The sequence below is a fragment of the Tunturiibacter empetritectus genome, from assembly GCF_013410875.1.
GTDB lineage: Bacteria > Acidobacteriota > Terriglobia > Terriglobales > Acidobacteriaceae > Edaphobacter > Edaphobacter empetritectus.
In genome coordinates this window covers 408,923-433,525 of sequence record NZ_JACCCU010000003.1, presented here as the reverse complement: position 1 = coordinate 433,525, position 24,603 = coordinate 408,923, and the positions used below count along the sequence as shown (strand labels likewise).

The 24,603-nt window shown below is 57.5% G+C and carries 17 protein-coding genes; 4 read left to right on the top strand and 13 right to left on the bottom strand.

Annotated features, from left to right (window positions below):
• The first annotated feature begins 8 nt into the window (after window positions 1-8).
• Window positions 9-752 carry a YoaK family protein gene (locus HDF08_RS19650; RefSeq protein WP_179640355.1) on the top strand — a complete coding sequence of 248 codons (744 nt, stop codon included), beginning with the start codon at window positions 9-11 and terminating at the stop codon, window positions 750-752.
• A gap of 65 nt (window positions 753-817) precedes the next feature.
• On the opposite strand, the gene HDF08_RS19645 is transcribed toward HDF08_RS19650, so the two are convergent.
• The 3 genes from HDF08_RS19645 to HDF08_RS19635 form a co-directional block, all read right to left on the bottom strand.
• Window positions 818-2,494, bottom strand: a complete 1,677-nt coding sequence (locus tag HDF08_RS19645; protein WP_257031290.1) for a S10 family peptidase — start codon at window positions 2,492-2,494, stop codon at window positions 818-820.
• 172 nt (window positions 2,495-2,666) lie between these two features.
• Complete coding sequence (locus HDF08_RS19640; RefSeq protein WP_179640354.1) at window positions 2,667-5,321, bottom strand: ABC transporter permease; 2,655 nt, start codon at window positions 5,319-5,321, stop codon at window positions 2,667-2,669.
• Complete coding sequence (locus tag HDF08_RS19635) at window positions 5,318-5,662, bottom strand: PadR family transcriptional regulator (RefSeq protein WP_179640353.1); 345 nt, start codon at window positions 5,660-5,662, stop codon at window positions 5,318-5,320. Before HDF08_RS19635 ends, HDF08_RS19640 begins: the two co-directional genes overlap by 4 nt.
• Before the next feature lie 322 nt (window positions 5,663-5,984).
• Between HDF08_RS19635 and HDF08_RS19630 the strand changes: the two genes are divergently transcribed.
• Complete coding sequence (locus HDF08_RS19630; protein WP_179640352.1) at window positions 5,985-8,516, top strand: ABC transporter permease; 2,532 nt, start codon at window positions 5,985-5,987, stop codon at window positions 8,514-8,516.
• 287 nt (window positions 8,517-8,803) lie between these two features.
• On the opposite strand, the gene HDF08_RS19625 is transcribed toward HDF08_RS19630, so the two are convergent.
• Genes HDF08_RS19625 through HDF08_RS19615 form a run of 3 tightly spaced genes read right to left on the bottom strand, consistent with a single transcriptional unit; the run spans window position 8,804 to window position 10,165 of the window.
• Complete coding sequence (locus HDF08_RS19625; protein WP_179640351.1) at window positions 8,804-9,319, bottom strand: hypothetical protein; 516 nt, start codon at window positions 9,317-9,319, stop codon at window positions 8,804-8,806.
• Window positions 9,316-9,819: a VOC family protein gene (locus HDF08_RS19620; protein WP_179640350.1), complete on the bottom strand. Its 504-nt coding sequence runs from the start codon at window positions 9,817-9,819 to the stop codon at window positions 9,316-9,318. The genes HDF08_RS19625 and HDF08_RS19620 overlap by 4 nt, the downstream gene beginning before the upstream one ends.
• Window positions 9,809-10,165: an ArsR/SmtB family transcription factor gene (locus tag HDF08_RS19615; RefSeq protein ID WP_179640349.1), complete on the bottom strand. Its 357-nt coding sequence runs from the start codon at window positions 10,163-10,165 to the stop codon at window positions 9,809-9,811. The genes HDF08_RS19620 and HDF08_RS19615 overlap by 11 nt, the downstream gene beginning before the upstream one ends.
• Before the next feature lie 512 nt (window positions 10,166-10,677).
• On the opposite strand from HDF08_RS19615, the gene HDF08_RS19610 reads away from it, so the two are divergent.
• A complete protein-coding gene (locus HDF08_RS19610) occupies window positions 10,678-11,991 on the top strand; it encodes a class I SAM-dependent rRNA methyltransferase (protein ID WP_179640348.1) in 1,314 nt (437 codons plus the stop codon).
• Window positions 11,992-12,099: 108 nt separating this feature from the next.
• Entirely contained in the window at window positions 12,100-13,293 is a 1,194-nt protein-coding gene (locus HDF08_RS19605; protein WP_179640347.1) for a BaiN/RdsA family NAD(P)/FAD-dependent oxidoreductase, read from the top strand.
• A 23-nt stretch (window positions 13,294-13,316) separates the two neighbouring features.
• Here the strand turns inward: HDF08_RS19605 and HDF08_RS19600 are convergent, their stop codons facing one another.
• The 7 genes from HDF08_RS19600 to HDF08_RS19570 form a co-directional block, all read right to left on the bottom strand.
• Entirely contained in the window at window positions 13,317-17,939 is a 4,623-nt protein-coding gene (locus HDF08_RS19600; protein WP_179640346.1) for a choice-of-anchor D domain-containing protein, read from the bottom strand.
• A gap of 366 nt (window positions 17,940-18,305) precedes the next feature.
• The gene (locus tag HDF08_RS19595) at window positions 18,306-19,742 is read right to left on the bottom strand and encodes a deoxyribodipyrimidine photo-lyase (RefSeq protein ID WP_179640345.1); all 1,437 of its coding nucleotides are present in this window, start codon (window positions 19,740-19,742) and stop codon (window positions 18,306-18,308) included.
• An 89-nt stretch (window positions 19,743-19,831) separates the two neighbouring features.
• Window positions 19,832-20,167 (bottom strand): cytochrome C oxidase subunit IV family protein, encoded by a 336-nt coding sequence (locus HDF08_RS19590; protein ID WP_179640344.1) that lies wholly within the window; start codon window positions 20,165-20,167, stop codon window positions 19,832-19,834.
• Window positions 20,168-20,206: 39 nt separating this feature from the next.
• Window positions 20,207-20,971, bottom strand: a complete 765-nt coding sequence (locus HDF08_RS19585) for a cytochrome c oxidase subunit 3 (RefSeq protein ID WP_179640343.1) — start codon at window positions 20,969-20,971, stop codon at window positions 20,207-20,209.
• Entirely contained in the window at window positions 20,964-22,634 is a 1,671-nt protein-coding gene (locus HDF08_RS19580; protein ID WP_179640342.1) for a cytochrome c oxidase subunit I, read from the bottom strand. The genes HDF08_RS19585 and HDF08_RS19580 overlap by 8 nt, the downstream gene beginning before the upstream one ends.
• Entirely contained in the window at window positions 22,631-23,674 is a 1,044-nt protein-coding gene (gene coxB / locus HDF08_RS19575) for a cytochrome c oxidase subunit II (RefSeq protein ID WP_179640341.1), read from the bottom strand. Before coxB ends, HDF08_RS19580 begins: the two co-directional genes overlap by 4 nt.
• Before the next feature lie 2 nt (window positions 23,675-23,676).
• A complete protein-coding gene (locus tag HDF08_RS19570; protein ID WP_179640340.1) occupies window positions 23,677-24,582 on the bottom strand; it encodes an SCO family protein in 906 nt (301 codons plus the stop codon).
• Window positions 24,583-24,603: the final 21 nt, after the last annotated feature.

Genomic DNA, 24,603 nt, shown 5'->3' with positions numbered 1-24,603 from the left:
CAAGATCCATGCCAGACACCCTATACCATTGGGTTGGCCCCCACCGGATCCACATGGCTCTCGATACGACTCCTCAACCCAGCTCCCTCACCGATGCGGTACTCCTCGCCAGCGCCGGTGGCATGCTGGACGCTGTCGTTTTCCTCAATCACGGCCACGTCTTCGCCAACGCCATGACAGGCAACGTCATCTTTCTCGGTATAGCCGTTGTTGGCCAGCAATGGCGCGAAGTGATTCCCCATGTCATCCCTATCCTGGGCTTCTTCGCAGGCGTCACCACCTCCCGGCACCTCCGCTCCCGCGCCACCCACGCCGCCATCATCGGCCTCACCTTTGAGATCGTCTCCCTCTTCGCGCTTGGCTGGCTTCCCCTTGATTTCCCTCACATGGCTTTCACCGGCATCATCGCTTATGTCGCCGCGCTACAGGTAGCCAGCTTCCGCCGCGTTGACCGATTCGCCTTCAACTCTACCTTCATCACCGGCAACCTGCGCGATGCAGTCGAAGGACTCTACGACGGACTCGCTCCTTCCTCCACGCCGGAAGTTCGCGAGAAAGGCCGTTCTCAGGCCTTTGACCTCGGCCTAATCTGTCTTTGCTTTCTGGCTGGAGCCATCGTCGGAGCCTGGGGCGCCCCGCGCTTCGGCAACCACTCCCTCTGGATGGCAGAGCCTCTACTTCTTACCTTAGCTCTCCGGCTTCTTAGCGGCCCCGGATCTCCAATCTCCCCAACCACAGGCTTTCACAGCTGATCGAGCAGTAGAACAAAGCCTCCGAATCTGCGCTCAATCCGACGGTACACCAACCTAACGAAAACTTATCTTCCGTCCTCAGTCCCCCGGATAAACCCCGCCACATCCGTATGGAACTGCTTCAACACCTCTTCGTTCACATAGACCATGTGCCCGCTCTGGTAGTAGTGGTAGCTGATATTCGCCTGCAGCTTTTGCGGAATCTGCAGATGGTGCATCTCGAACTTGCCCTCAAAGTACGGTGTCGCCAGATCGAAGTACCCACCCACCAGCATCACCTTCATCTTCGGGTTGGACTTCATCGTGTACGCCAGGTCCGGCATCACATTCGTCCCTCCCTCCTGCTGGTTCGCCGGCGGACCACCCGGAGCCTGGTGCCGCAGATCCCACGTAAAGTCCGGATCCACATACGCCCCCGGCTTGTACGTCTGGTTCTCGCCATACTTCAACTCCGTCCGCATGTACTGGTTCAGCGCCGCCGTATACGCCGACGAGATCGCATTGCTCTGCGGGTCATACTCCGCATCCGCGCTCAGCGGATCGAGATCCGGCCCCTTGTACCGCGTATCCAGCCGCCCCGTCGTCGTCTCATCGTCCAATTGAAGCTGCTTGCTGAACGCCCCGCCCGTCACCCGCAGATTCGCCCTCATCAGGTACGCCACCGGCAGCCCCGTATATTGATGCAGCTTCTCCGCCACCGCCTGCTTCCTGGCCTCCGGCAGCTCCGACCCCTGCAGCAGCGCACTCATATAGTCGCCAATTGCATACTGCTCCACCTCAGTCAAAAACGGCTCCAGCGCCGCCGGCTGAGTCGGCAGCTTGTGATGATAAAAGGCGCTCGCCGCAAACGTAGGCAGACCCAGCGCATAAGCTTGATCCACGCCAGGATTCCACTTCGGCCCATCGATGCTGTTATCGAAGCTCAAGATCTGCGACAGCAAAACAATCCCATTCAAATCCACATTCTGCAATGCAGCCGACAGCACCGCACTCCGCGGCGTCCCATAGCTCTCGCCAAGCAGGTACTTCGGCGAGTTCCACCGGTTGTACTTGGTCAAAAACCTGCGAATGAACCGGTCGAACGCATGCGCATCCTGGTCCACACCCCAGAACGCCTTTTCCTTGTCCTTGCCCATAATCCGGCTGAACCCGGTCCCCGGCGCATCGATAAAAACCACATCGCTCACGTCCAACAGGCTGTAATCGTTATTGACGATCTTGTAAGGGGCGCCTTCATCATGCTGCGCATCAGTCGTCACCACGCGCTTCGGCCCAAACGAGCCCATATGCAGCCACATCGTCGCCGACCCCGGTCCGCCGTTATAAAGAAACGTTACCGGCCGTCCCGCAGGCGCATCCTTCTTGAAGTACGCCACATAAAACATCCGCGACGTAGCTGGAGCCTCCTCCGGCTTCTCCGGATCGGGAGTCTTCTCTCCCGTATCCGGCAGCAGCTTCCCATCCAGCCCCAGCATCGCGTCCTGCGAATCCGTCGATCCCACCGTCAGCGTCCCCGCAACCGCGCGGTAAGTGATCGTCTGCCCACCCACCGTCACCGAACCGTCTGTAGTCGAGTCCGAGGGCGGCTCCGCTGGATCGACCACCGGCGTTCCTGTCACCACCAGCTTCTGATCCTTCTTCTTCTCGCTGTCTTTCTTCTCCTGCGGTCCCGCTCCCATCGCCATCGCAGAAGCAAGCAACACGCCACAAGACACACCAATCCGAACCAGATTCCTCGACATCCTCGCACTCTCCAATAGGCAGATCTTCCAGTCTCAGCAGTATATCCACTACAGCAGCCGTCGCCGTTGCAGTTCTTGTTATGCGGTTGTCGTTGCAGTTTTGTTGGCATCCCCGAAGAGGATCTGCTGTTGCCCTTGTCACCCTCTCGTTCGCCAAAAACTAGGCAGAACCTTACTCCGCCCGCAGAGCCTCCACCGGATTGATCGACGCCGCCCTTCGCGCCGGAACGTAACTCGCAAGCAAAGCAACCGCAGCGAGCAACAAAGCCACCCCAGCCAGCGTCCCCACGTCCCACGAGTGCACGCCAAACAGCATACTGCGCAACAGCGAGGTCGCTGCCAGCGAGCACACCAGTCCTACGACAATCCCCAGCGCGGCCAGCCGCCCGCCCTCCTTCAACACCATCCGCTGCACCATCTCCCTCTGCGCCCCAAGCGCCATCCGCACACCGATCTCCCGCGTCCTCTGCCCCACCGAATAGGCAATCACCCCATACAGCCCAATCATCCCCAACAGCAGAGCCAACGCAGCAAATCCTCCCACCAGCCACGCCGACGACCGGTGCAGATAAGCAGTCTCCGACTCATTGATGTAACGAAACATCGTCGACTCCTCCGAAGTGCCGATCCCTCTGTCAAACTGGTGAATCGTCGACACAAGCGTAGGCAGTAGCGTCTTCTCATCCTGAGTCGTGCGAACAACCAGATTGAACTCCGTATCAGGACTCTGATCCGCGGGATAGTAGACCGCGGGCAGAGTCTTCTCATTGAGCTTTGACTCGCGCAGATCGTCCACCACCCCAACAACCTCCTTGATCGACTTCGGCGACAACGTGGTATCGCCAATCCTCGCGCCCAGAGGGTCCTGACCCGAAAAATACTGCTTCACAAAAGCCTGATTGATGATCACAACACGAGGCTTTGTCCCATCCTCGTCCGGATTAAAGAAACGCCCGCGAATCAGCTTCGTCTTCAAAGTCGAGAAGAAGTTCGCGGTCACGTCGCGCTCATTCACTTCATTATGTTCCCCGTTGTACTCACGCCCAACAAATCGTATCCACTCCGTGTTGCCGTTGTATGTGACCGGAAGCGTGCTCGTCGTCGCCACTGAAGTCGCGCCCGGTAGAGCCGCGATGCGATTCAGAAGTTGCCTGCGTGCTGCCACGATCTGCTCATCCTTCGTATATATCTTCTCCGGCAAAGCGACCGAAAGCGTCGCCAGGTGATCAGGCTGAAAGTTCAACTCGACATGCAGCAGACGGTAGAAGCTTTTGCCCAGTAACCCGGCGCCCACCAGAAGTACCGTCGCAATCGCAAGCTCCAGTACAGTTAGGTTCGCGCCGATCTTCCGCCAAAGCACACCCGCCGACCCCCGCGAACCCTCCGTCAAACCCTCCCGCATCTCGCCGAAGGAGAGTCGCACAATCGGCGTCAGCGAAAAGATCGCCGTAGCCAGAGTCGCAATCGCCAAGGCAAAGCACACGGCATGAAAGTTCAGCCCCAGCCCGCGAAGATATGGCATTTGCAGCCGCATGTCCTTCGGGATAAGTCGCAGCAAAGCCTGCGAGGCAAAGACCGCACAGACCAATCCAAGCAGCGTACTCCCCAGGACAAGCAAAACTCCTTCGGTTACAAATTGTCGGACAAGCCGCAACGGCGACGCCCCCAACGCACCTCGCACGACGATCTCCCGCCTGCGGCTCTCCGAACGCACCAGCAGCAGACTCGCCACATTGACACACGCGATCAGGAGAAGCAGACCCGCCCCCGCCAAGAGAAGAAGCAGAATCGGACGAATATCGCCAACAAACGCCTCCGTCAGCGTCTGCACTGTCGCCCCCTGCCCACGGTTTGAGTCGGGATACTGTCGTTCCAGTTGCTGCGCGATAGCCTTCGTATCCGCAAGCGCCGCCGCAACCGACACGCCGTCCTTCAATCGCGCAACACCCACCAGAGAATGGCAACTGCGCCTTAGATCACAACTGTTCGAACCACCCGCGTGCATCGTCGTCCAGAACTCCGCATTGTTGCGAGGCGCAAACTCGAAGCTGTCCGGCATCACCCCCACAATCGTGTACGGTGTGCCGCTCAACGAAACCACCTGCCCCACAATATCCTTCCGTCCGCCAAACCGCGTCTGCCACGCCGAGTAACTCAAGATCACCGTCCGCGGAGCACTCAGCAGATCCTCTCCCGAGTAAAAGTCACGCCCGAGCAAAGGTGCGACGCCCAGCGTGTGAAAGAACCCATCCGTCACTCGCAGCCCCGGTACCGGTTCCACTCCGGACGGCGTATCCAACAGATAACCCGCACCCGTGTAGACGTCCAGCGAACGAAAGCTGTGATTCATCTTCTTCCAGTCGAGATAGTCGGGATAAGAGAGATTTGCATGCGGAAATACCGCAACACTCTCCGTCACGTCCACCAAAGTACGCGGATCCTCGTAGGGCAGAGGCTTCAGCAGCGCAGCATCCACAAACGCAAAGATCGCAACACTCGCCGCAGTTCCCAGCGACAGCATCAGCACCGCCGTAATCGTGAACCCCGGATTCTTCACCAGCTGTCGCGCCGCGAAGCGCAGATCCTGCCACAGCGTCTCGAAGAAAGGAGCCGTGCCGCGCTCGCGATAAGCCTGCCGCGTCTGCTCCAGACCGCCAAGCTTCCGCAGCGCATCCCGTCGAGCCTCCTCCGCCGTCATCCCCGCGCGCACCTTGTCGTCGATGTGCATCTGCAGATGCCCTTCCATCTCGTTGTTAAACTCCTGCTCCCGCCGCCCGCCAGAAAACATCCCAACCAATCGTCGCAACGCCGCACGCAGCCTCTTCATGCCGGATCCTCCGTCCCTCGTAGAAACCGCGACAGGATCGCCGTCGTCTGCTCCCAGTTATCGGTCTCCCGTTCAATCTGTTTCCGTCCCACCCGCGTCAGCTTGTAAAACTTCGCCTTGCGATTGTTCTCCGACACCCCCCACTCCGACACGATTGCCCCCTCCTGCTCCAGCTTCAGCAACGCCGGATACAGCGTTCCATAGTTCAGCGAGAGCACATCCCCGCTGGTCTGCTCGATCCGCCGCGCAATCCCATACCCATGCAGCGAGCCCATACTCTCCAGCGTCTTCAACACCATCAACGCCAGCGTCCCCTGCCACACATCCGCCTTCTCACCCATTCCAAGCTCTCCTATTGCCTTCAAATAGGAGTATGCACCCGCCTCTATTGGAAAGCAATACAAGACACCATCCCCGCACGACGATCCTCAAACCAACGCTCCTCAACCGTCGACCTCCGCCGCTGCTTCGATCCCCCTTGATCCGCCCCATCGCACTGTTCACTTGCGAACGAAGCAGTCCGTTTTCGGACAAATTCCACTCCACCACCACCGCATCCCCGCCCTTATCCGCACAAAATAAATCACTTGCAGCACGATCCGTTTGGCGGGAGACGTGCCATCCTCTCTCATAGGCCGCTGTCCGCCCGGAGGACCCCTTTTTATGCAGACCCTGCTCCAGAACCTGCGCTTCGCCATCCGCCAGCTCCGCAAGTCGCCAGGCTTTGCCCTGACCGTGGTGCTCACCCTGGCCCTGGGCATCGGCGCCAACGCAGCCGTCTTCACCCTCTTCGACCAGGCCCTTCTTCGCATGCTGCCCGTCCAGCACCCCAAAGAGCTCGTCCGCTTCGAGTGGTCCGGCGGCTTCTCCGGTTCGGCCAGCAGCTTCGGCGGCGATCTCAACAACTACTTCTCCTACCCCATGTACAAAGATCTCCGCGATCAGAATCAAGTCTTCTCCGGGATGATTGCCGCGATCAGAGCTGGCAGCGGCATCTCCTGGCATAATCAGGCCGAGGACGAAGATGTCGAACTCGTCAGCGGGAACTACTTTGACCTGCTCGGCCTCAAGCCTGCCTTCGGGCGCCTCATGAACGCTCAGGACGACACCGCGAAGAACGCCAATCCTGTCGTGGTTCTCAGCTACGACTACTGGAAGACCCGCTTCGCCGCATCACCCGACGTAGTCGGGCAGACTGTTCTCATCGAAGGCCACCCCTTCACCATCCTCGGCGTCGCTCCAGCCAACTTCCAGTCAGCCATCGGAGGCTACAAGCCCGGCGCTTTCATGCCGATCAGCATGGTCGAAACAGTCCTGCCCGGAACCGCCTCCCACGACAACCTGAACAACCATCAGTCCCTCTGGCTCACACTCGTAGCTCGCCTCAAGCCGGGAGTCTCTCCCATTCAGGCCCAGACATCGCTCGAGCCTCTGTGGCACTCGCTGCGCGCGTACGAGCTCACGCTCTACAAGAACAGAACAGACCACTTCAAAAAACGCTACCTCGATGACTCGAAGCTCAAAGTCCTCGACGACTCAACCGGCTTCGCCCCCGACCGCATGGAGCTGAAGACGCCGCTGATCATCCTGATGAGCATGGCCGGACTGTTAGTCGCAATGTGCGCCATCAACGTCGCAACCCTTCTGCTCCTCAAAGCCTCCAGCCGAGCCCGCGAGATGTCCATGCGCTACGCCCTCGGCGCGAAGCAGAGCCGGATCGTCTCGCAGCTCCTGCTCGAAGGCGGACTCCTCGGACTGGTCGGCGCAGCAGCCGGCCTGCTCATGGCTCCGCTTGTGACCAACACTCTGGTACGTCTTCTCACCAGCGCCAATCCCGGCGAAGAGCCGTACTCCAGCGCCATCGACGCCCGCGTGCTCCTGTTCACGCTCGGCGTAGCTCTGGTCGCAAGCCTGCTCTTCAGCATGGCGCCGGTGCTCCACTTCCTCCGTCCCGACCTCGCCAACGCGCTCCGCCAAAGCACCGGAACCGCATCCAAAAGCTCGCAGAGATTCCGCAAGGTCGCAGTCGGCGTGCAGATCGCGCTCAGCGTAATGCTGCTCGGCGGCGCAGGCCTCTTCGTCCGAACCCTCAACAATCTTCACCACCAGCAGGTGGGCTTCGACACCAGCCATCTCGCCACCTTCAGCTTCGATCCCTCAGACTCCGGCTACGGACCCGACCGCATGGTCCCCACCGTAACCAACGCGCTCGATGCCGTGCAGCGCATCCCCGGCGTCCTCTCCGTCGCAGCCACCAACGATGCAGAACTCGCCGGAGACTCCCACTTCAGCGGCTTCGCCATCGAAGGCCATAAAACCACGGAGGACGAAAAGACTGACTTCGAAGCTCCCTGGATCACAGCCGGTTACTTCGCTACACTGAAGCAGCCTCTGCTCGTCGGCAGAGAGTTCACCGTCGCGGACTCGCACGATGCTCCAAAGGTAGCCGTAGTCAACCTGACCTTCGCCAAGCGATTCTTCGGCTCGGCGCAGAATGCCCTCGGCCACCTGATCTCCGAGAGCTCCGACCGCTCCGAGACTCCAGCGCTACCCGACACAACCATCGTCGGAGTTGTGGGCGACATCAAACACCAGAATCTGCGCACCGACATGGGAATGGCGGTCTATCGTCCCTATCCGCAAACGCCGCATCCATCCGGAGTTAAGATCTACGCACGCACCAGCCAGTCTCCCGCAGCGGTCGAATCAGCAATCCGCCAGGCCATCCACGGAATGGATCCCACCCTCGTCGTCGACGGCATGCGAACCATGGACGATCAGGTCGATCGCATCACCGCCGACGAACGCGCCCTGGCTCTCCTCGCCGTCGGCTTCTCTGCACTCGCGATCCTGCTCGCAGCAGTGGGACTCTACGGCGTGCTCGCCTACTCCACCGAGCAGCGCACCCGCGAGATCGGCGTACGACTCGCCCTGGGATCGCAGCGCAGCGGAGTCGTCATGCTCGTACTCCGCGAGATGTCGATCATCGCCGCCATCGCCATCGTAGTAGCCCTCCCATCCATCGTCTTACTCGCAAGACTCTTCCGCAGCCAGCTCTACGGCGTCACCACCGCCGACCCCATAACGCTGATCGGAGCAGTAGCTCTAGCCGTAGTGATGGTCACTCTAGCCGCAGTCCTCCCCGCCCGAAGAGCCGCCTCCATCGAACCCATGCAAGCCCTCCGCACCGAGTAGTGTCCAGCCGCTGTTGTCGTTTCCAAGTTGCGTTGCCAAGTTGCGTTGCCACTATCGTGTCGTTGCAGCGTCTTTGCGGTTGCCGTTGCGTTTCTGGTTGTCATCCCCAAAGGGGATCTGCTGTTACTGTTCAGTTGCACTTGCCTATCCTCTCTGTCGTCATTCTGAGCAAAGCGAAGAATCCCCGTATTTGCCGTTGTCACTGTTTTTTGTTGTCATCCCACAGGGATCTACTTTCCTCACCCCACGTTAGTCAAACAGTCGAAGAATCTGCAGTCCCTCGCTGGCTACTGCTTGCCCCCGCTCCACTCCAGATACGATTTCCAATCCTCCTGACCGGGCATCTGCATCTGAAACTTTCCAAACATCACGGCATGCTCGAGATGGTAGACGAGACGGAATCTTGGACCGGGGCCTGGTTCCGATAGAAAGATCGCGGTCGTCGCATCTGGAGTTGAGAGCGCGTAGTGAATCACATGACCTTCGTTATCGAAGTAAATGGCCTTCAAAGGTTGACCGGGCCTCTCTTCAAAGATGTAAAGCAGATCACCGTGCTCGCAGTCGAAAGCCTCAGGTCCCGCACACCCAGCAACAATACTGTGGCGAGCAAGAACATGCCCTTTGAGTTCCCTCGTAAACGCATAGGTGCCAGTGACCTTAGCGGTTGAACCCTCTCCCGTCTTCGCCTGCCATGTGCCCTGAAGGAAGCTGAGGGGTTGCCATGAATCTGCTGGTTGAGGGGAGGTCTGAGCTCCGACTGAGATGGCGAAGACAAGTGGCAAAAATCGACCAAGTACATTCACAGTGTCTGTCCTTTCATCTGCGCGGCGAATCCGCGTAAGCGTTCTTCAATTTCTTCTTTCGATAACACTTCTTCAACCTTGGAAAGTGCCCAGACGTGCCCGAAAGGGTCGCTAATCCAGCTGTACCGGTCACCCCAAAACATGTCCGTGGGTGGAAGAACAGGCACCGCACCTTGATCGACGGCTCGTTTGAATGCTTCATCGACATCGGCCACGCCGACTTGGAACACACAAGTCGAACCCGAAAGAGTCTCTGGCGAAGCCAGTAAGGCTCCCTCAGCCCTTTCTCCGCGCTGCCGCGGCTCTTCCGTCGAAACCTGAACCAAAGAGTCCCAGATTTTGAGGTGAATGTGTTCTCCGTTGCCGCTTGGAGAGGGGGAACGGAAAAGAACCGTCGCTGAAAACGCTCGACTGTAAAACTCCACCGCCTCCGCTGCGTCCCGCACGACCAGATGCGGCACGATAACGCCAACAGCGGGAACAGAACCCTTAACTGCCATGACTTTGCCTCCGTTTACGTGCTGTTACCTGCGTCGCAGCTGGAACGCTGACAAAAGACCACGAATGTCCTGCAGGATCGATCAAAGTACGGTATTGCGCTGACCACTCAATGATGTAGCGAAGGGGCTTGGGAGTTAGCCGGTACTTCTGCTCAAGTCCAACACGATTGGAGCAAACGAGGTGAGCCTCTTTGAGTTCCTTTAGGTGCTGAGAAACTGCAGGTTGTGACATCGCAAACTCATTGGTGAGTTCTTTCACGGAACGATCGGAGAGCGCAAGAATGGAGAGCATCGCTCTTCGGGCGGGATGCGCAATAGCTCTGAATACCTGGTCCTCTGTCGTCATAAGCAAATCCTTATGAAGAATGTATATAAGACAACTCTTATGGTCAAGCGAATAACACAAACCGTCGAATCCAACGTGTCCTATGCGGGACTAACTCTGGTCACTGGTTCCGGGTTTCGTCGATACAGCCTATAGGCTCGTGAAGTCTTCGTCAGATCAAGAGTTTTGCGACTGTCCCATCCCCCGACCGCTTGCCAAAATCCTTGTCAAGCCCCCGAACAGCAGATCCCCGCGTCAATCCAGCACATTCGCATGGCGTATTAGTTATGCTCCAACCGCTATACTTGAATCAGAGAGATAAAAAGGTCCCCCGGCTGCGCGAAGGGTCTTTCGTAATAATAGGCCCGTAACTCATTCATTCAAAGTATTTTGCACGCAACTCACTTAGAATCAATATTCTACAGACACTGACTCCCACCAAACAATTGAAATCAAACAACTTCCGTCCAAGATACCCTTAGGGGGAGGGGGGAGGGGTCCAATCGGAAGAAACGCTATGCGACCATGGAAAGATGCTTAGAAAAGTAGAAGATCGGGCCCCGCGAGTCGTCACGGCCCAGCCGCACGGACCAGCCGCAGCCATCACCCGCCGCGCCGCAGACCGCCTCCGGGCCGGACACCTCTGGGTCTACCGGTCAGACATCGAATCCCTCGTCCCCCCAATCGGCGCCACCGAGATCCAGCCCGGAGCACTCATCACCGTCATGGACAGCCGCGGCATCCCCCTCGGCACCGGCCTCTACAGCGCCGCGTCGCAGATCGCAGTAAGAATCGTCTCGAACGAAGCCGCACTCCCCCGAACCGCCTACCTCGAGCAGCTCCGCGAGCGAGTCCTCGCCGCCCTCGCCCTCCGCGACGAAGTAGCCCCCGAGTCCATGGAAGACGACGCCTGCCGCCTCATCTTCTCCGAGGCCGACAACCTCCCCGGCATCGTCGCCGACCGCTACAACGACCTCGTCATCCTCCAACTCCTCACCCAGGGGACCGCACAGGACGACGTCCGCAACCTCCTCACCGAAGTCCTGCGCGACCGCCTCCGCCCCAACATACACCCCGACACCGGGGGTATCACCCTCTGGGAGCGCCCCGACCCAAAGATCCGCGAACTCGAACAACTCGCCCACCCCGCACCCGGTCCCCTCCACCCCCCACACCATCAGGACACCACCGAAACACCACAACTCACCACCATCTTCACCATCAACGGCCTTCGTTTTCACTTCGACGCAGGCTCTGGCCAGAAGACGGGAGCCTTCCTCGACCAGCGCCTCAACTACGCCGCCGCAGCCCGCTACGCAACCGGCTCCGCGCTCGACATCTGCACTTATCAAGGCGGATTCGCCCTCCACATGGCCCAGAACTGCCGTCAGGTCACCGGAGTCGACGCCAGCCTCAGCGCCCTCGAAGTAGCCGACCGCAACCGAGAGCTCAACCCCGACCTTCAAGCCCAGATCGAGTGGCTCGAAGCCGACGCCTTCGAGCTCCTCCGCGAGTACGAGTCCACCGGCCAGCAATACGACACCATCGTCCTCGACCCACCCGCCTTCGCCAAGTCCAAGCGCGCCGCCGAAGGCGCCATGCGCGGCTACAAGGAGCTCAACCTCCGCGCCATCAAGATGCTCCGCCCCGGCGGAACCCTCATCACCTGCTCCTGCTCCCACCACGTCCCTCTGCAGGAGTTCACTGAGGTCGTCTCCTCAGCCGCCTCCGATGCAGGCCGCCGAGTGCAGCTCCTCGAGACCCGGGGCGCCCCCCCCGACCACCCCGCCATCCTCACCCTCCCCGAGACCAGCTACCTCAAATGCCTCATCACCCGGGTGGGGTAACAAAAAACGCAAGCGACCAAATTCAAATCGCAAGTCCGAAGAAGGTCACGCTGCCTCCACACGTTGACGAATCTAAAATCACGCGAGCCACAGAATCTCCGATAGAGAATGACCACAAAACCGCACGTGCAGAAGGTTGATGTCGTAGTACTCGGCGCCGGCGCGGCGGGAATGATGTGCGCCATCGAAGCTGGCAAGCGCGGACGCCGGGTGGTCCTGCTCGATCACGCCGAACGCGTCGGGAAAAAAATCCTGATCTCAGGCGGAGGCCGCTGCAACTTCACCAACATCCACTGCCGCCCAGAAAATTTTCTTTCAGAAAATCTCCACTTCGCGAAGTCCGCTTTGGCGCGCTTCACACCGTCCGACATGATCGCCATGGTCGAACGACACGGCATCCGCTACCACGAGAAGACGCTGGGACAACTCTTCTGCGACCGCTCCGCCCATGATATCGTCACCATGCTCGAGCGCGAGTGCGCAGAGGCCGGTATCCGCATCATCCTCGGAGCCAAAGCCATCTCCGTCGAGCGCAACGATTATCTCGAAGTTCGTACCTCGGAGTCAGCGTTTCACTCCGAGTCGGTGGTCATCGCCACCGGAGGCCTCTCCATCCCGAAGATGGGCGCAACCACACTCGGCTACACACTGGCCGAGCAGTTTGGCCTGCGCATCGTTGCGTGCAGACCGGGCTTAGTCCCCCTCGTCTTCAGCGCCGAGGATCGCGAGCAGTGGTGCGACCTGGCTGGTTTATCAGCCGAGGTGGTGGCTCAAGCGAGAGCACGGCCACGAGAAGGAAGCTTCCGTGAAAAGATGTTGATCACACATCGGGGGCTGAGCGGGCCAGCAATCCTGCAGACATCGTCGTACTGGCAGCCGGGCGAGGCCATAACCATAGACCTCGCGCCCGATCTGAACGTCCTTGCCCCATTGCTGGCGAGAAATGCACGAAGAGATGCCTCCGCAGCAGCGAACGCGATACGCGCCGTCTTGCCGTCTCGCATGGCAGAGCGATGGGTTGTGCTCCACGATCCAGTCGACTGGACAAACGCATCCTTAGCGAAGATGGAACAGCATCTCCATCAGTGGCCTCTGACTCCCGCCGGCACCGAAGGCTATGCCAAGGCCGAGGTCACCGTGGGTGGCGTGGATACCGTAGAACTGGATGCAAAGACAATGCAGAGCCGCAAGGTGCCCGGCCTTTATTTCATCGGCGAGGTCGTCGATGTGACCGGATGGCTGGGAGGCTACAACTTTCAGTGGGCATGGGCCTCTGGAGTGAGCGCTGGACAGTCAGCCTGAAGCAAGCATCGACACTCGAACGGCTACTGCACGATGAGCGTGAGGTTGACACTTCGCGTCAAGCCAGCACTCGTTGCCGCCGCAACCACGGTGTAAGTCCCCGCCGCCGTTGGTGGGCCTGAAGGCCCGCCAGGGTTCGATCCACTCGTCAAAGGAATCTCCCTTCCCACACCACAACCGCTTGCTGCAAGCAGTAAACAAAGCAGAGCAAAACCAGCCACACTGGAGCGGCGCGCTGGACGAAGCACCAGCAAACCAAGCGGGAACAAAGCCACAAATAAAATAACGCCCGAGCGACCGATGAAAGGACGGTTGGACGAAGCAGAGGCTACGCCCGTCAACACAGTTACAGAAACAGTAGTCGTACTACCGAGCGGAATATTGGAAGGCGTGATATTACAAGTCGAGTTAGCAGGCATTCCCGAGCAGGTGAATTTTGCTGTCCCGGAGACATTGGACGCCGAACTGAGCAGCAAGGGAAAGACAGCATTCTGACCGCTCATGATAGTGACGCTGGTAATCCCATTGGTGGTAAGCGTAAAGTCCACACCCGGTCCCGTAAGCGAAAGCGCCTGCGGTGAATTGCCCGCGCTATCTGTCACCGTAAGCGACCCAGTACGCGGACCACCAACGGTCGGCGCGAAAGCGACCTGCAACACGCATGCAGCATCGGGAGCAACGGTCGCTCCACAGGTGCTGCTATTCGGCAAAATCACAAAGTCTCCCGTAAGCGAGATGCCTTGTATCGAGAGCGGGGCGCCGACATTGTTGGTTAACGTAATGGTTTGTGAAGCAGACTGAAGCCCAACACCTGTAGGAGGGAACACAACCATCGAGAAAGGCGCCAGTGACACACCGGGCGGTGCAATGCCGGTCCCGTTTAGCGTGACCGTCTGGGTTCGATACTGGTCCGATATCGAAAGCACGCCGCTGAGAGGGCCAACGTCCTTCGGAGCGAAGGCGACGTTCATGGAGCAAGTGGAGTGCGGGTTCAGCGAGTTGCCGCAGGCGTTGACGACTGTGAAGTCTCCGCTCGTGACCTGTGCTGCAATGAGAGTCAATGGCAGATCTCCCGTATTGGATAGAGTGATCTGCTGGGTGGCGCTCGCAGTATCTACCTGCTGTGCCCCAAACGTGAGTGTCAGCGGCGAGAGTGCGTCGGTTGCAGGAGATGTTCCAACTCCGCTCAGCGACGCCGTTTGAGTTCCTGCATCATCTGTCACGGCTAAAGTTCCAATTCGAGTGCCGGACGCGCTAGGCGTGAAGGCAATTCCAACTGTGCACCCAACCCCTGGCCCAAGGCTCGGACCACAGGTATTGACCGTGATCCTGAAATCGCCCCCGTTTACGATCACCCTCTGCAGGCCCACCGCGCTATTACTTGTATTGGAGATAGTAATGTTTTGAACCGGGCTGGTTGCGTTGAGAGTTGTTGAAGGAAACGTGAGCACAACAGGGTCGAGAACAATTGCCGCAGCAGCTAGTCCAGTACCTGACAGTGTCGCGGTCGCTTGGCCGCCGGCAACGTTGCCGTAGACAGTAAGAACCCCACTGCGCCCCCCAGTCGCAGTAGGTAGAAAGACTACTTGAATCGTGCACGTCGAGTTTATAGCGATGGGTCCCGCAACACAGTTGGCAGTCTCGGTGAAATCCCCCGTAACAGCGATCTGGCTGATCGTGAGCGGCGCGAGTCCCATATTTGTAACTGTAATAATCTGCGCCGCACTCGCATTGCCGATAGGTTGTGCACTATACGTGAGCGAAGTCGGATTTAGGCTGATCGTCGGTTGTGCTGCAATCGCTGCCGTCACGAGTGGAATCTGCCACAACCCGCGGCCATAGGTCGCAGCGCGCAACTCACCAGTGCGTCCATCACCGGTAGCCATGGCTGGTGCGGCCGCAAGCTCTACGACAGGGGCATTCGGCAAGCCGATGCCATAAACACTCCAGCAATTGGCAATGGTGCATGTCGTCACCGCGGTCGTAACGTACACGCCAGTATCCATCGCAACGTAAAGCGTATTGGCATCGTTCGGATCGACGACGACGCTGTTGGCCGGAGCGTTAGGCAGGTTGCTGCCAATGTTGCTCCAATGTGCACCGGCATCTATGGAACGATAGAGGTGCTCTGTATTGATCCCGTTTCCCACAAACCCCATCACTGTCGCATAGACAGTCTTTCCGCTCGCGTCATGGGAGTCTACCGCCACCGCCGAGAGATCAAAGCCTCCCGGGTTGAATCCGGTTCCTTGGCTATTTGTAACAGGTGATGTTGCAAGATCAGCCCAGGTTGTCGCACTACTTGCGGTGCCTGCCGTAGTGATGGAGTAGAGATGGCCTCCAGCGCTGCCGCCTCCATCGAGTTTCCCCGCCATACCGGCATAGAGGACCGGAGAACCAGAGTCTTGCACAGAAGATGCATTGTTTATGACCCCGCCTGCAGCCAGGGACCGCAGAACCGGATTTGTACTGACGCAAGATGTGCCTTGTGGCCCGGCCAGAAAGCTGCTGATGGCGTTCGAGGAAGGCCACGAAGACCCACCGCTCGCTGGGCCGCGCCATACCCTGCAAGTCCCAATAAGAACATTGGACGGGAGAGCGGGATCAAGTAGCCACGGAGCGTCGATGACTGAATTATCGCCATCAACCTGCGCAGGTCCAATCGTCGGTGTGCCCACAAAGTCCGCAGACGAGCAGCCCGTTCCCTTGGAACATTGACGAATACTCACACCAGAAGCAGTGGATACGTACCACAAAGAAGGGTTCTTCTGATCGATTCCAACGGTACCGCCTTCACCCGTTGAAAGCTGCGGCCACGAGCTCGCTCCGGAAGACGCCGTAGCTGCGGTGCCATTCGCACCAAGGCCGACGAGCAAGGTACCGGCATCAGTAGGATGCTGAGCGAAGCTGATGACCTCCGCCAGCGAACCAAGACCGCCGTTGAGATTCTGAAAGTGCGTTGCGTCATCGAAGGAGCATGGAGCTGACTGCTGGTTCACACCATCGGTCGATCGCCAGAGACCCCCATCGTTGCCAAGGTAAACCAGCGGCTGCGAGGCCGTAGCCATCGTGGCGATCGCATGTTGAGCCGGCGCTACCTGTGCAGGTGCAGCACATCCATTCAGCGCATTGGTAGTGTCCCGCAGTACACACCCCGCCGCGAGAGAGCAGCGGAAAAGATCAGTCGTCCCGGCATAGAGAATCGTGTCCTGGGTCGAACCAGCCGGTCCCAACGGCGCAGCCGCAAGCGCCAGGTTGTAGTCTGCCTCCGGCACGACGGTGCTCCCATTGCCAATCTCCAGTGCAGCCGACGGCAACTGTCTGCTAAACGTGATGATTCCATTGCCACAGTTTGCTCCGGAGAGACCACATACATCCTGCCACAGCCCTTGATCGAGATTGTTTTGATCAACCGTCAGCGCAAACGTGTCGCCTGTGTTGGCCTGCACGGCAAGCGCCCCGCGGAAGATCGGGCACGATGGGCTGCCCAACGATGTGGGATCCGTTGGGCAGTTCACCGCAGTGAGTCCTTGCCCAGGCTGGTTCGTCAACCGCGTCCAGGTCACACCATCTGCCGACTCGTAGTACCCGTGATAACGAATCGCACCATAAAAACGTTGGCGAACGGAGTTCCAGACAACTGCCGTCGCCGCTCTGCCACCGAGAAGTTGGCTAGGAAATTGTGGCGTCTGTACCGGCTGACTGCCGTCCATGATCGTGGACATCTGCCAGGTCACACCCGCGTCAGTCGAATAGTAGAGCCCCATGACGCTGTTCGTCGCATCGGCTGCGTTGACGAGAACACCCTCAGCCGCCTGCGAGACCGCTGCAACAACAGTGCCTGGCGTCGCCGTACTCCATGCAAAGCCTGCGAAGCCGAGTCCAGTGAAGAGGTGGTTGCCCGCAATGCCATCCTGCGACTCTTGAATAAGCGTCCACGTTACCCCATTATCTGCCGAGCGCAACAACCCGCTTCCGTAAAAAGAGTCGGAGGCGTCGTTAGGATCCCCGGTCCCGGCAAGGATCACGCCGGAATGAATACTGATCGCACCGATGCTGAGCGACGGAATCGCAGCGGTTCCCGCATTCGGGCTGAAGACCGGCAGCGTATCCGTTAGCGGGACAAAGGCGACGCTGACCGATGGTCCAGCCGCATTGATCGACTTCCAAACTCCGCCGCCAGTCGTACCTAGATACACCGTATTGCCTGTTGGATCAGCAGGGTCGATCGCAATCGCCGTAACGCGGCCAGTCACATTGCCATAGGCGATGCTGGCAACCTGATTCGGCCCTACTGCCTGCCACGGCGCACTCAAACTCGACAACTGCGGCGAAGCAGCTTGCTGTACCAACATCGCCGCATGCTTTTGACGAGCGGCATCCATGGCTTGTGCAGCGGGCGTGTTCCCGACGAGAGTACGGCCACCGAGAAAGCGACGCGACCCGATCGTGTGAGACGAGGGGGAGTTAGCCGAAAGCTCTCCGCCTTCATGCTGCTCAGCCGCCGCTGCGAAGGACAGCTGACCGAAGACGATAGCAGGCACGGTCAATGCGATAAAGAAAACGACTGCTGAAAAGAAGCGACTCGCCCTGGAGGAGAGGCGATCTGCGAGACGCTCGTGTTGTGACGATACAACCAGGCCCATAGCGTGTGATCCGCAACGTGAAAGACAGCTAACACTGATGCTGCAAGCTGACATCGGATGAGTCAACGCTAGAGCAGGAGAAGATACGACAGGCAGTGCCAGAACGGGATGAGAAATCTCTCATAAACGTTCCGTGCTTAGGGTTACCGGGGCTCTGTGGCCGCTTCTTTAAAAAGTTCCAACCGCACGATGCAACGAAAGACCAAGCACCGTCCGCTATTTCTCGAATCTACCATTAGCTACAGCAACGCCACAATCTCATCTTAGTTGTAGGTTTTTATTCGAGGATGGGCACAAGACATCTGCTGACCAGTCTCAACCGAGAACAGGACAGAGTAGTCTGACAATAAAACTTTTAGGGAACTCCTAAAATGCCAGCGACCCCTGCTGTGGCAGGACCTTCATCTGCCGCATGTACTCTTTCGAATCGAACTTCTTTCCCGTCGACGCTCCGGACATATATCGAATCTTGCCAAAGATAGGCCGCGTTCCCCAGGCACGATCGAACTTCCCCAAAATCGCCCAGGCAATCCCCGCGTATCCGTTCGGGTCACGGCCATCGAGAAAATACTTGTCGTTGAGATAGATGGAGTACTTCATCGCCGTGGCGACGTCAGGCGTCCACTCCAGGATCTTCTTTGCCCAGTACATTCGCAGGTAGTTATGCATCCAGCCATATCGAACCATCTGAATCTGGGCCGCATTCCAAAGGTCGTCATAGGTATGTGCATCTTCCAGTTGGCGAAGCGTATACAAATGCTCTCGTTCATCGCGGGCGTGCTCGGCAATCGTCGTCTTTGCCCAGTGCTCAGCGCAATCAGGCGAATCGTAGCTCGGCGTGTAGCGCACGAAGTTGACCGCCAGTTCGCGCCAGGCAATCAGTTCGTTGAAGTAGCTGTCGCGCGCAGGCTTTAACTTCGGGTTCGCCTTCGAAGCCGCTTCTACGGCAAGCGCAATCGTGATGGGACCGACATGTCCATAGTGCAGATAAGGCGACATGCAGGAAGTTCCATCCGTCTCTGGATGATTCCGCTGCGTGTCGTAATCTTCCAGAAGCTCTCCCGTAAAAAGTTTGAGACGCCGAAGCGCAGCATGAGTCCCCCCCTTCCACGCTTCAACAGGCAGAACGCTACGATCGAGGTCCTTCCAGTCGCGCGTCATGTCCTCATGAACGGAGTCGGCATAAAATGCCCGAGGTCGTTTCCATGCGCGTTCCACAGGAACATTTTCGTAGGGGTGTAGATACTCCGGCAGAAGGCGGTATAAGCGCGGCCGAATTGTGTATGCCCCATACTGAGCCTTTTCCATCAGCTTCGAAGGAACGACAACATCCGTATCGACAGTCCAGAACGGAATCTTGATCTTCGAGGCCAAATCCTTGCGCCACTGCTCCGGGACGCGCATTGGATTTTCATCCCCAATCAAAAACGCGGCATGTACATCAGACAACAGCTGCTCGTGCGATTCACGCGGCGCACGGCGCATAACAAACGAGATATTTCGCGCCGCAAGGTCAACCTCGATATCCGGCAACCCCTGATTGAGAAAGACATAGTGCCGTAGATTCGCGTGGGGAAAGTTAGAGATTCCTGCAAAATAAACTACAAGCGGGAGGCCAAGCAGGTTCGCGATTTTAGCGGCGAGATCGACAGCATGATTATCGATGCCTCGCTGCGCCCTTTGCATCCAGTACACAACACATTTGCCGTTGGGGTCCGGCAGTCCATCTCGCCGCATCGTCACACGGGAGTTTTTTGACCAGCTAAGCAACTCTTGCGACAAAGACGATCCGGCAATGGACATAACTCGAGTATATGAGCATGTGGCTACACAGCTTCGACAGCAACAAAAAATGCGACCCGAAGGCCGCATCCCTGTAACAACCACTTGCGTTACCAGAGTCCCCACGCCCGGCTGATGTAGTCGCTCATCGTCATGGTGATCAATACCAAAAAGGTAAAAAATCCAGCGGCAACCGTCAGCTTAATTAGGTTGGACTGATACTTGACGTGCATGAAAAACAGAATCACGACGACAGCCTTAAAGCTCGCAATAGCTAGCGCGACGACTGGATTGAAGATCCCTAGATCGACATAGGCCGCGCCTACCGTAATCCCGGTAAAGACCAGCAAGGTGGCAAAAACAATTCCATAGGTCACCGGCGTGATGATGTGATGATCGGCGTGTTCCGGATTGATTACATTCGACGGATCGTGATACTCGGACATGGTCTTCTCCTTCCAGCCAAAACGGCGTTGCAGTCGCGGCTAGGAGCCGGGGTGTCGGTTGATCAGATAAAGCAATGGGAACAGAAAGAGCCAGACAATATCCACGAAGTGCCAATACAATCCGAAGTTTTCGATAGGCGCGACATATCCTGACGAGAACTCCCCCCGATTGGCACGCCATGTAAGCCAGAACAAAAGCCCGATTCCCAGGATCATGTGGAACGCGTGCATGCCCGTCATCGCAAAATAGAGAAAGAAGAAGACCTGCGTCTTCTGTGCCATATCCGGTGCGAGCGGCTTCTCCTTCAATCCATACGCCTGGGGATTGATGAACTCGGAGACATCAAAGTGTGCGCCTGGGATGTGATGCTTCTCCCACTTCTCGTGATACTCAACCGCTTTGATCCCGAGAAAGGCGACCCCAAAGAAGGTCGTGAGCACCAGAAAAAGAACAAGAAGCCCCTTCTTCTGCACCTCCGCAGCCCACACCCCGAGCGCCATAAAGAACCCCGAGCTGATAAGGATAGCGGTGTTAGCCGCGCCCAAAGGAATACTGAGCTGATTGGAAGACACGACGAACGCATCATGGTACCAGTTGCGGTACAGCAGGTAGGCGAAAAACAAACCACCAAAGAACATGATCTCAGTCAGCAGAAACAGCCACATGCCGAATGTGGCAGCCTCGCGCTGCTGCTCCTTCGTCTCAAAGTGATGGCGGTGCTGTGGCAGAACGACGTGCTCATGTTCTGCCGCAACCGCAGTCTCGTGCGTGTGTGGATGCGTAGCTACGATCGCATTATCCAACGGTCGTCACCTCTTGTGCAGTCTTGTGGGCGAGCCATTCGTAGTCATAAGCTTCATGATCAACGACGGGCGTCTCGATAAAGTTTTCTGTCAGCGGTGGCGACTGAATCTGCCACTCCAGTCCGGTGGCCTGCCATGGATTATTGCCTGCAATCGCACCATACTTCAGCGACCACCCCAGGTACAGCAGCGGCAACATATAACCGACACCGAGTACGGTAGCTCCCGCAGTTGACAGTACATTGAGCACCTGGAACTCGGGCGGATATGCATGGTAGCGCCGTGGCATTCCCAGGTAGCCAAGAATGAACTGCGGCAGGAAGGTCAGGTTGAATCCGATAAAGGTCGTTACCGCGGCAAGCTTGGAGAGCGACTCAGGATACATACGCCCGGTCATCTTCGGCCACCAGAAGTGGATACCCGCAAGAAACGCCATCAACATCCCACCCACCATCACAAAGTGAAAGTGAGCAACAATAAAGTACGTCTCTGTCAGATGGATGTCCATGCCCAAGGCGCCCAAAAACACTCCCGTCATACCACCAATCGTGAACAGCCCCAGAAACCCAAATGCATAAAGCATTGGAGTCTCAAAAGTGATCGATCCCTTCTGCAGCGTAAACGCCCAGTTGAAGATCTTGATTGCAGAAGGTACCGCCACAAGCATGGTCAGCAGAGAGAACACGAGTGCCGAGTAGTTCGACACACCCATGATGAACATGTGGTGAGCCCAGACAAAGAAACCGAACAGAGCAATCGCCACCGACGAGAATGCGACCGCCGTATAACCGAACACCCGCTTGCGACTAAAGGTACTAATCACCTCAGAGATCACACCCATACCCGGCAGAATCATGATGTATACCGCAGGGTGAGAATAGAACCAGAAAAGATGCTGAAACAGGAGCGGATCGCCACCCTTAGTCGGATCGAAGACGCCGATACCGACAAGTCTCTCGAGCGCAACTAGAACCAACGTAATCGCCAAAACCGGAGTGCCAAGCACCATCAGAATGGACGCCGCATAATTCGACCAGCAGAACAGCGGCAGTCGGAACCATGTCATGCCAGGCGCTCGCATCCGATGCAGCGTAACGATGAAGTTCAATCCAGTAAAGATCGACGAAAATCCAATGATGAAGACCCCCGTGGCGGCTGTCACTACGTGGGTGTTCAGATAATGCGTCGACAGAGGAGTAGTAAACGTCCAGCCCGTATCTACGCCACCCAGAACGAGTGCGGCCATCGTGAACAACCCGCCAATCCAGTACAGGTACCAACTCAGCAGATTCACTTTTGGAAACGCCAGGTCCTTCGCGCCGATCATAATCGGTATCAGAAAGTTCCCCAAGGTCGCCGGTACCGACGGAACCAGAAAGAGAAAGATCATGATGATGCCGTGCATGGAGAAAAACTTATTGTATGTATCTGAAGCCACCAGATCGGGTTGTGGTGTCAGCAGTTCAAGCCTGATGAGACCCGCAAACGCACCCCCGATGAAGAAGAAGAACGTGATCGAGATCAGATATAGGATCGCAATGCGCTTGTGGTCGCCAGTAAACAACCAGCTGAGCAGCCCATCCTCATTGTTCAAATAGTTACGCTTCGGAAGCGTAGCCGTTCTCTGATCAGGCAGGTTGACGATTGTGTGGGTTGCACTCATGGCTTCACCGTCCCTGGCGTTGTCGGCGCCGCTTGGTTCGACTGTGACGTGGTCAGCGTCTGCTGCACACGGTAGTTGTTCTGCATAGCTTTGATGTACTCGACCAGATCGATCAGGCCGTCTTCACTGATCTGTCCCTGATAGGTCGGCATAATCGGCGCATATCCAGCCGTAATATGTTGTGACGGATTCAGGATCGAGTCACGCAGATAGGCGTCGTTGACCAGAACCTGCGACCCGCTGGCCAGTTGCAGCTTCGAGCCGTAAACACCCGCAAGATTTGGCCCGCGAGCCGCCGCACTACCCGAATGGCATGCATTGCACCCCATGCTGGCAAAGAGCCTCTCGCCATTTTGAGCTAGCGACATCCCGCTGGTGGACTCCTGTGTCCACTTGTCGTAGTCATCCGGACTCAATACAGTGACTTCGCCAATCATCGCCGAGTGATTCGTCCCGCAATATTGCGTGCAGAAGATATGGTAAGTTCCCGGAGTTGTGGCCTGGAACCAGACCGTCGAGTAGCGCCCCGGAATCACCTCGCGCTTTACGCGGAAGTCGGGAATAGAAAAGCTGTGAAACACATCCTGCGAGATCATCGTCAACTGCACGGGACGACCGGTTGGCACATGTAGCGCGTTGATCTCGTGCTGCCCGCCGGGATGCTCCGCCTTCCACATCCACTGCTTGCCGACCACATAGATATTCATCGCATTGGTCGGGGGATTGTAGATGCGGAAGTACAACAATGCGCCCCAGACAAACACAATCAGGAACAGAGCGAGAGGAATGATGGTCCAGGTCGCCTCAAGCAGCGTCGAGCCTTCCACCTGGACCGCGACCGGGTGCTTCTCCTTGCGATAGCGAATCGAGAAGCCGAAGACCAGGACGCCTACCAGCACCAGACCAACCACCGTGATCAACAGCAGGAAGAAGTAGAGCGCGTCAGCGTAGGGCGCGATGGTCGACGCCTCGCGCGGAAACAGCGCCGAAGCGTTGAGCCACTTCACCAAAAATTGCCACAGGACTGGACTGATATGCATCGTTACCCTTTATCCGTTTCTTTCTTAGTCAGGTCGTGTTCGCGCGCGGAGTTGACATCTTTCCGGAACATCAAAAACATGAATCCGCCAAGCCCTGCCACCGTTACGATCCCGCCGAGCTGCACCACGCGGGCGATTCTTAGGGATTGCTTGTTCGTCTGCGGATCGTAGTGATAGCAGTAGGTCAAAATGTTCGCAACCGGAGAACCAATCTTGTTGCCCGAAGCATCAATCAAGCCCAGCAGTATGTCCTTCGGGGAGTACTCCACGCCGAGGTAGTACTGCGCCAGCTTTCCGTCTGTCGTAACAATCTCAATCGAGCTGGCGTGCGCGAACTGCGTCAGCTTGCCATCGGGTCCCGGAACCTTGACATATCCAAAACCGACCGCATTCGTGACCGCATCGATCGCCGGCCGTTGCCCCGTAAGGAAGTGCCAGCCGGGGGCAGTCTCCGGACGCCCGTAGCGCTTTACATAAAAAGCCTTCTTCGCAGCTGCAGTCTCCGGCGTCTCGCTCGGATCGATGCTGATGATGACCACATCGAAGTCCTTCCCAGGCGTTAGCTTCACCATCTCCAGCGCACTGGTCAATCCGTCCAGTTCCTCAGAGCACAGCATGGGGCAGTTGTAATAAACCAACGAAAGGATTGCAGGGTGTTTTCCAAAGTAGTCCCCCAGCTTTACAGTCTTCCCTGTGTCGTCCACAAACGAAGCGTCCAGTGGAAGTTGTTGGTTCAGATGCTGCGAAACCCCAACCTTCTGCAGCACCTGCGGCAGCTGATCGCCGGAGTTATCGCCACTCTGCTTATCGCCATAGCTAGTGACCTGGGCAAACAGGGGGGCGCTCAACAGCGCGCAGCAGAAAATCGCCGCCTGCCACCCACCCCGAATTGTTCGCCCGTATCTCATATATCTCTCTATGCTAAATCT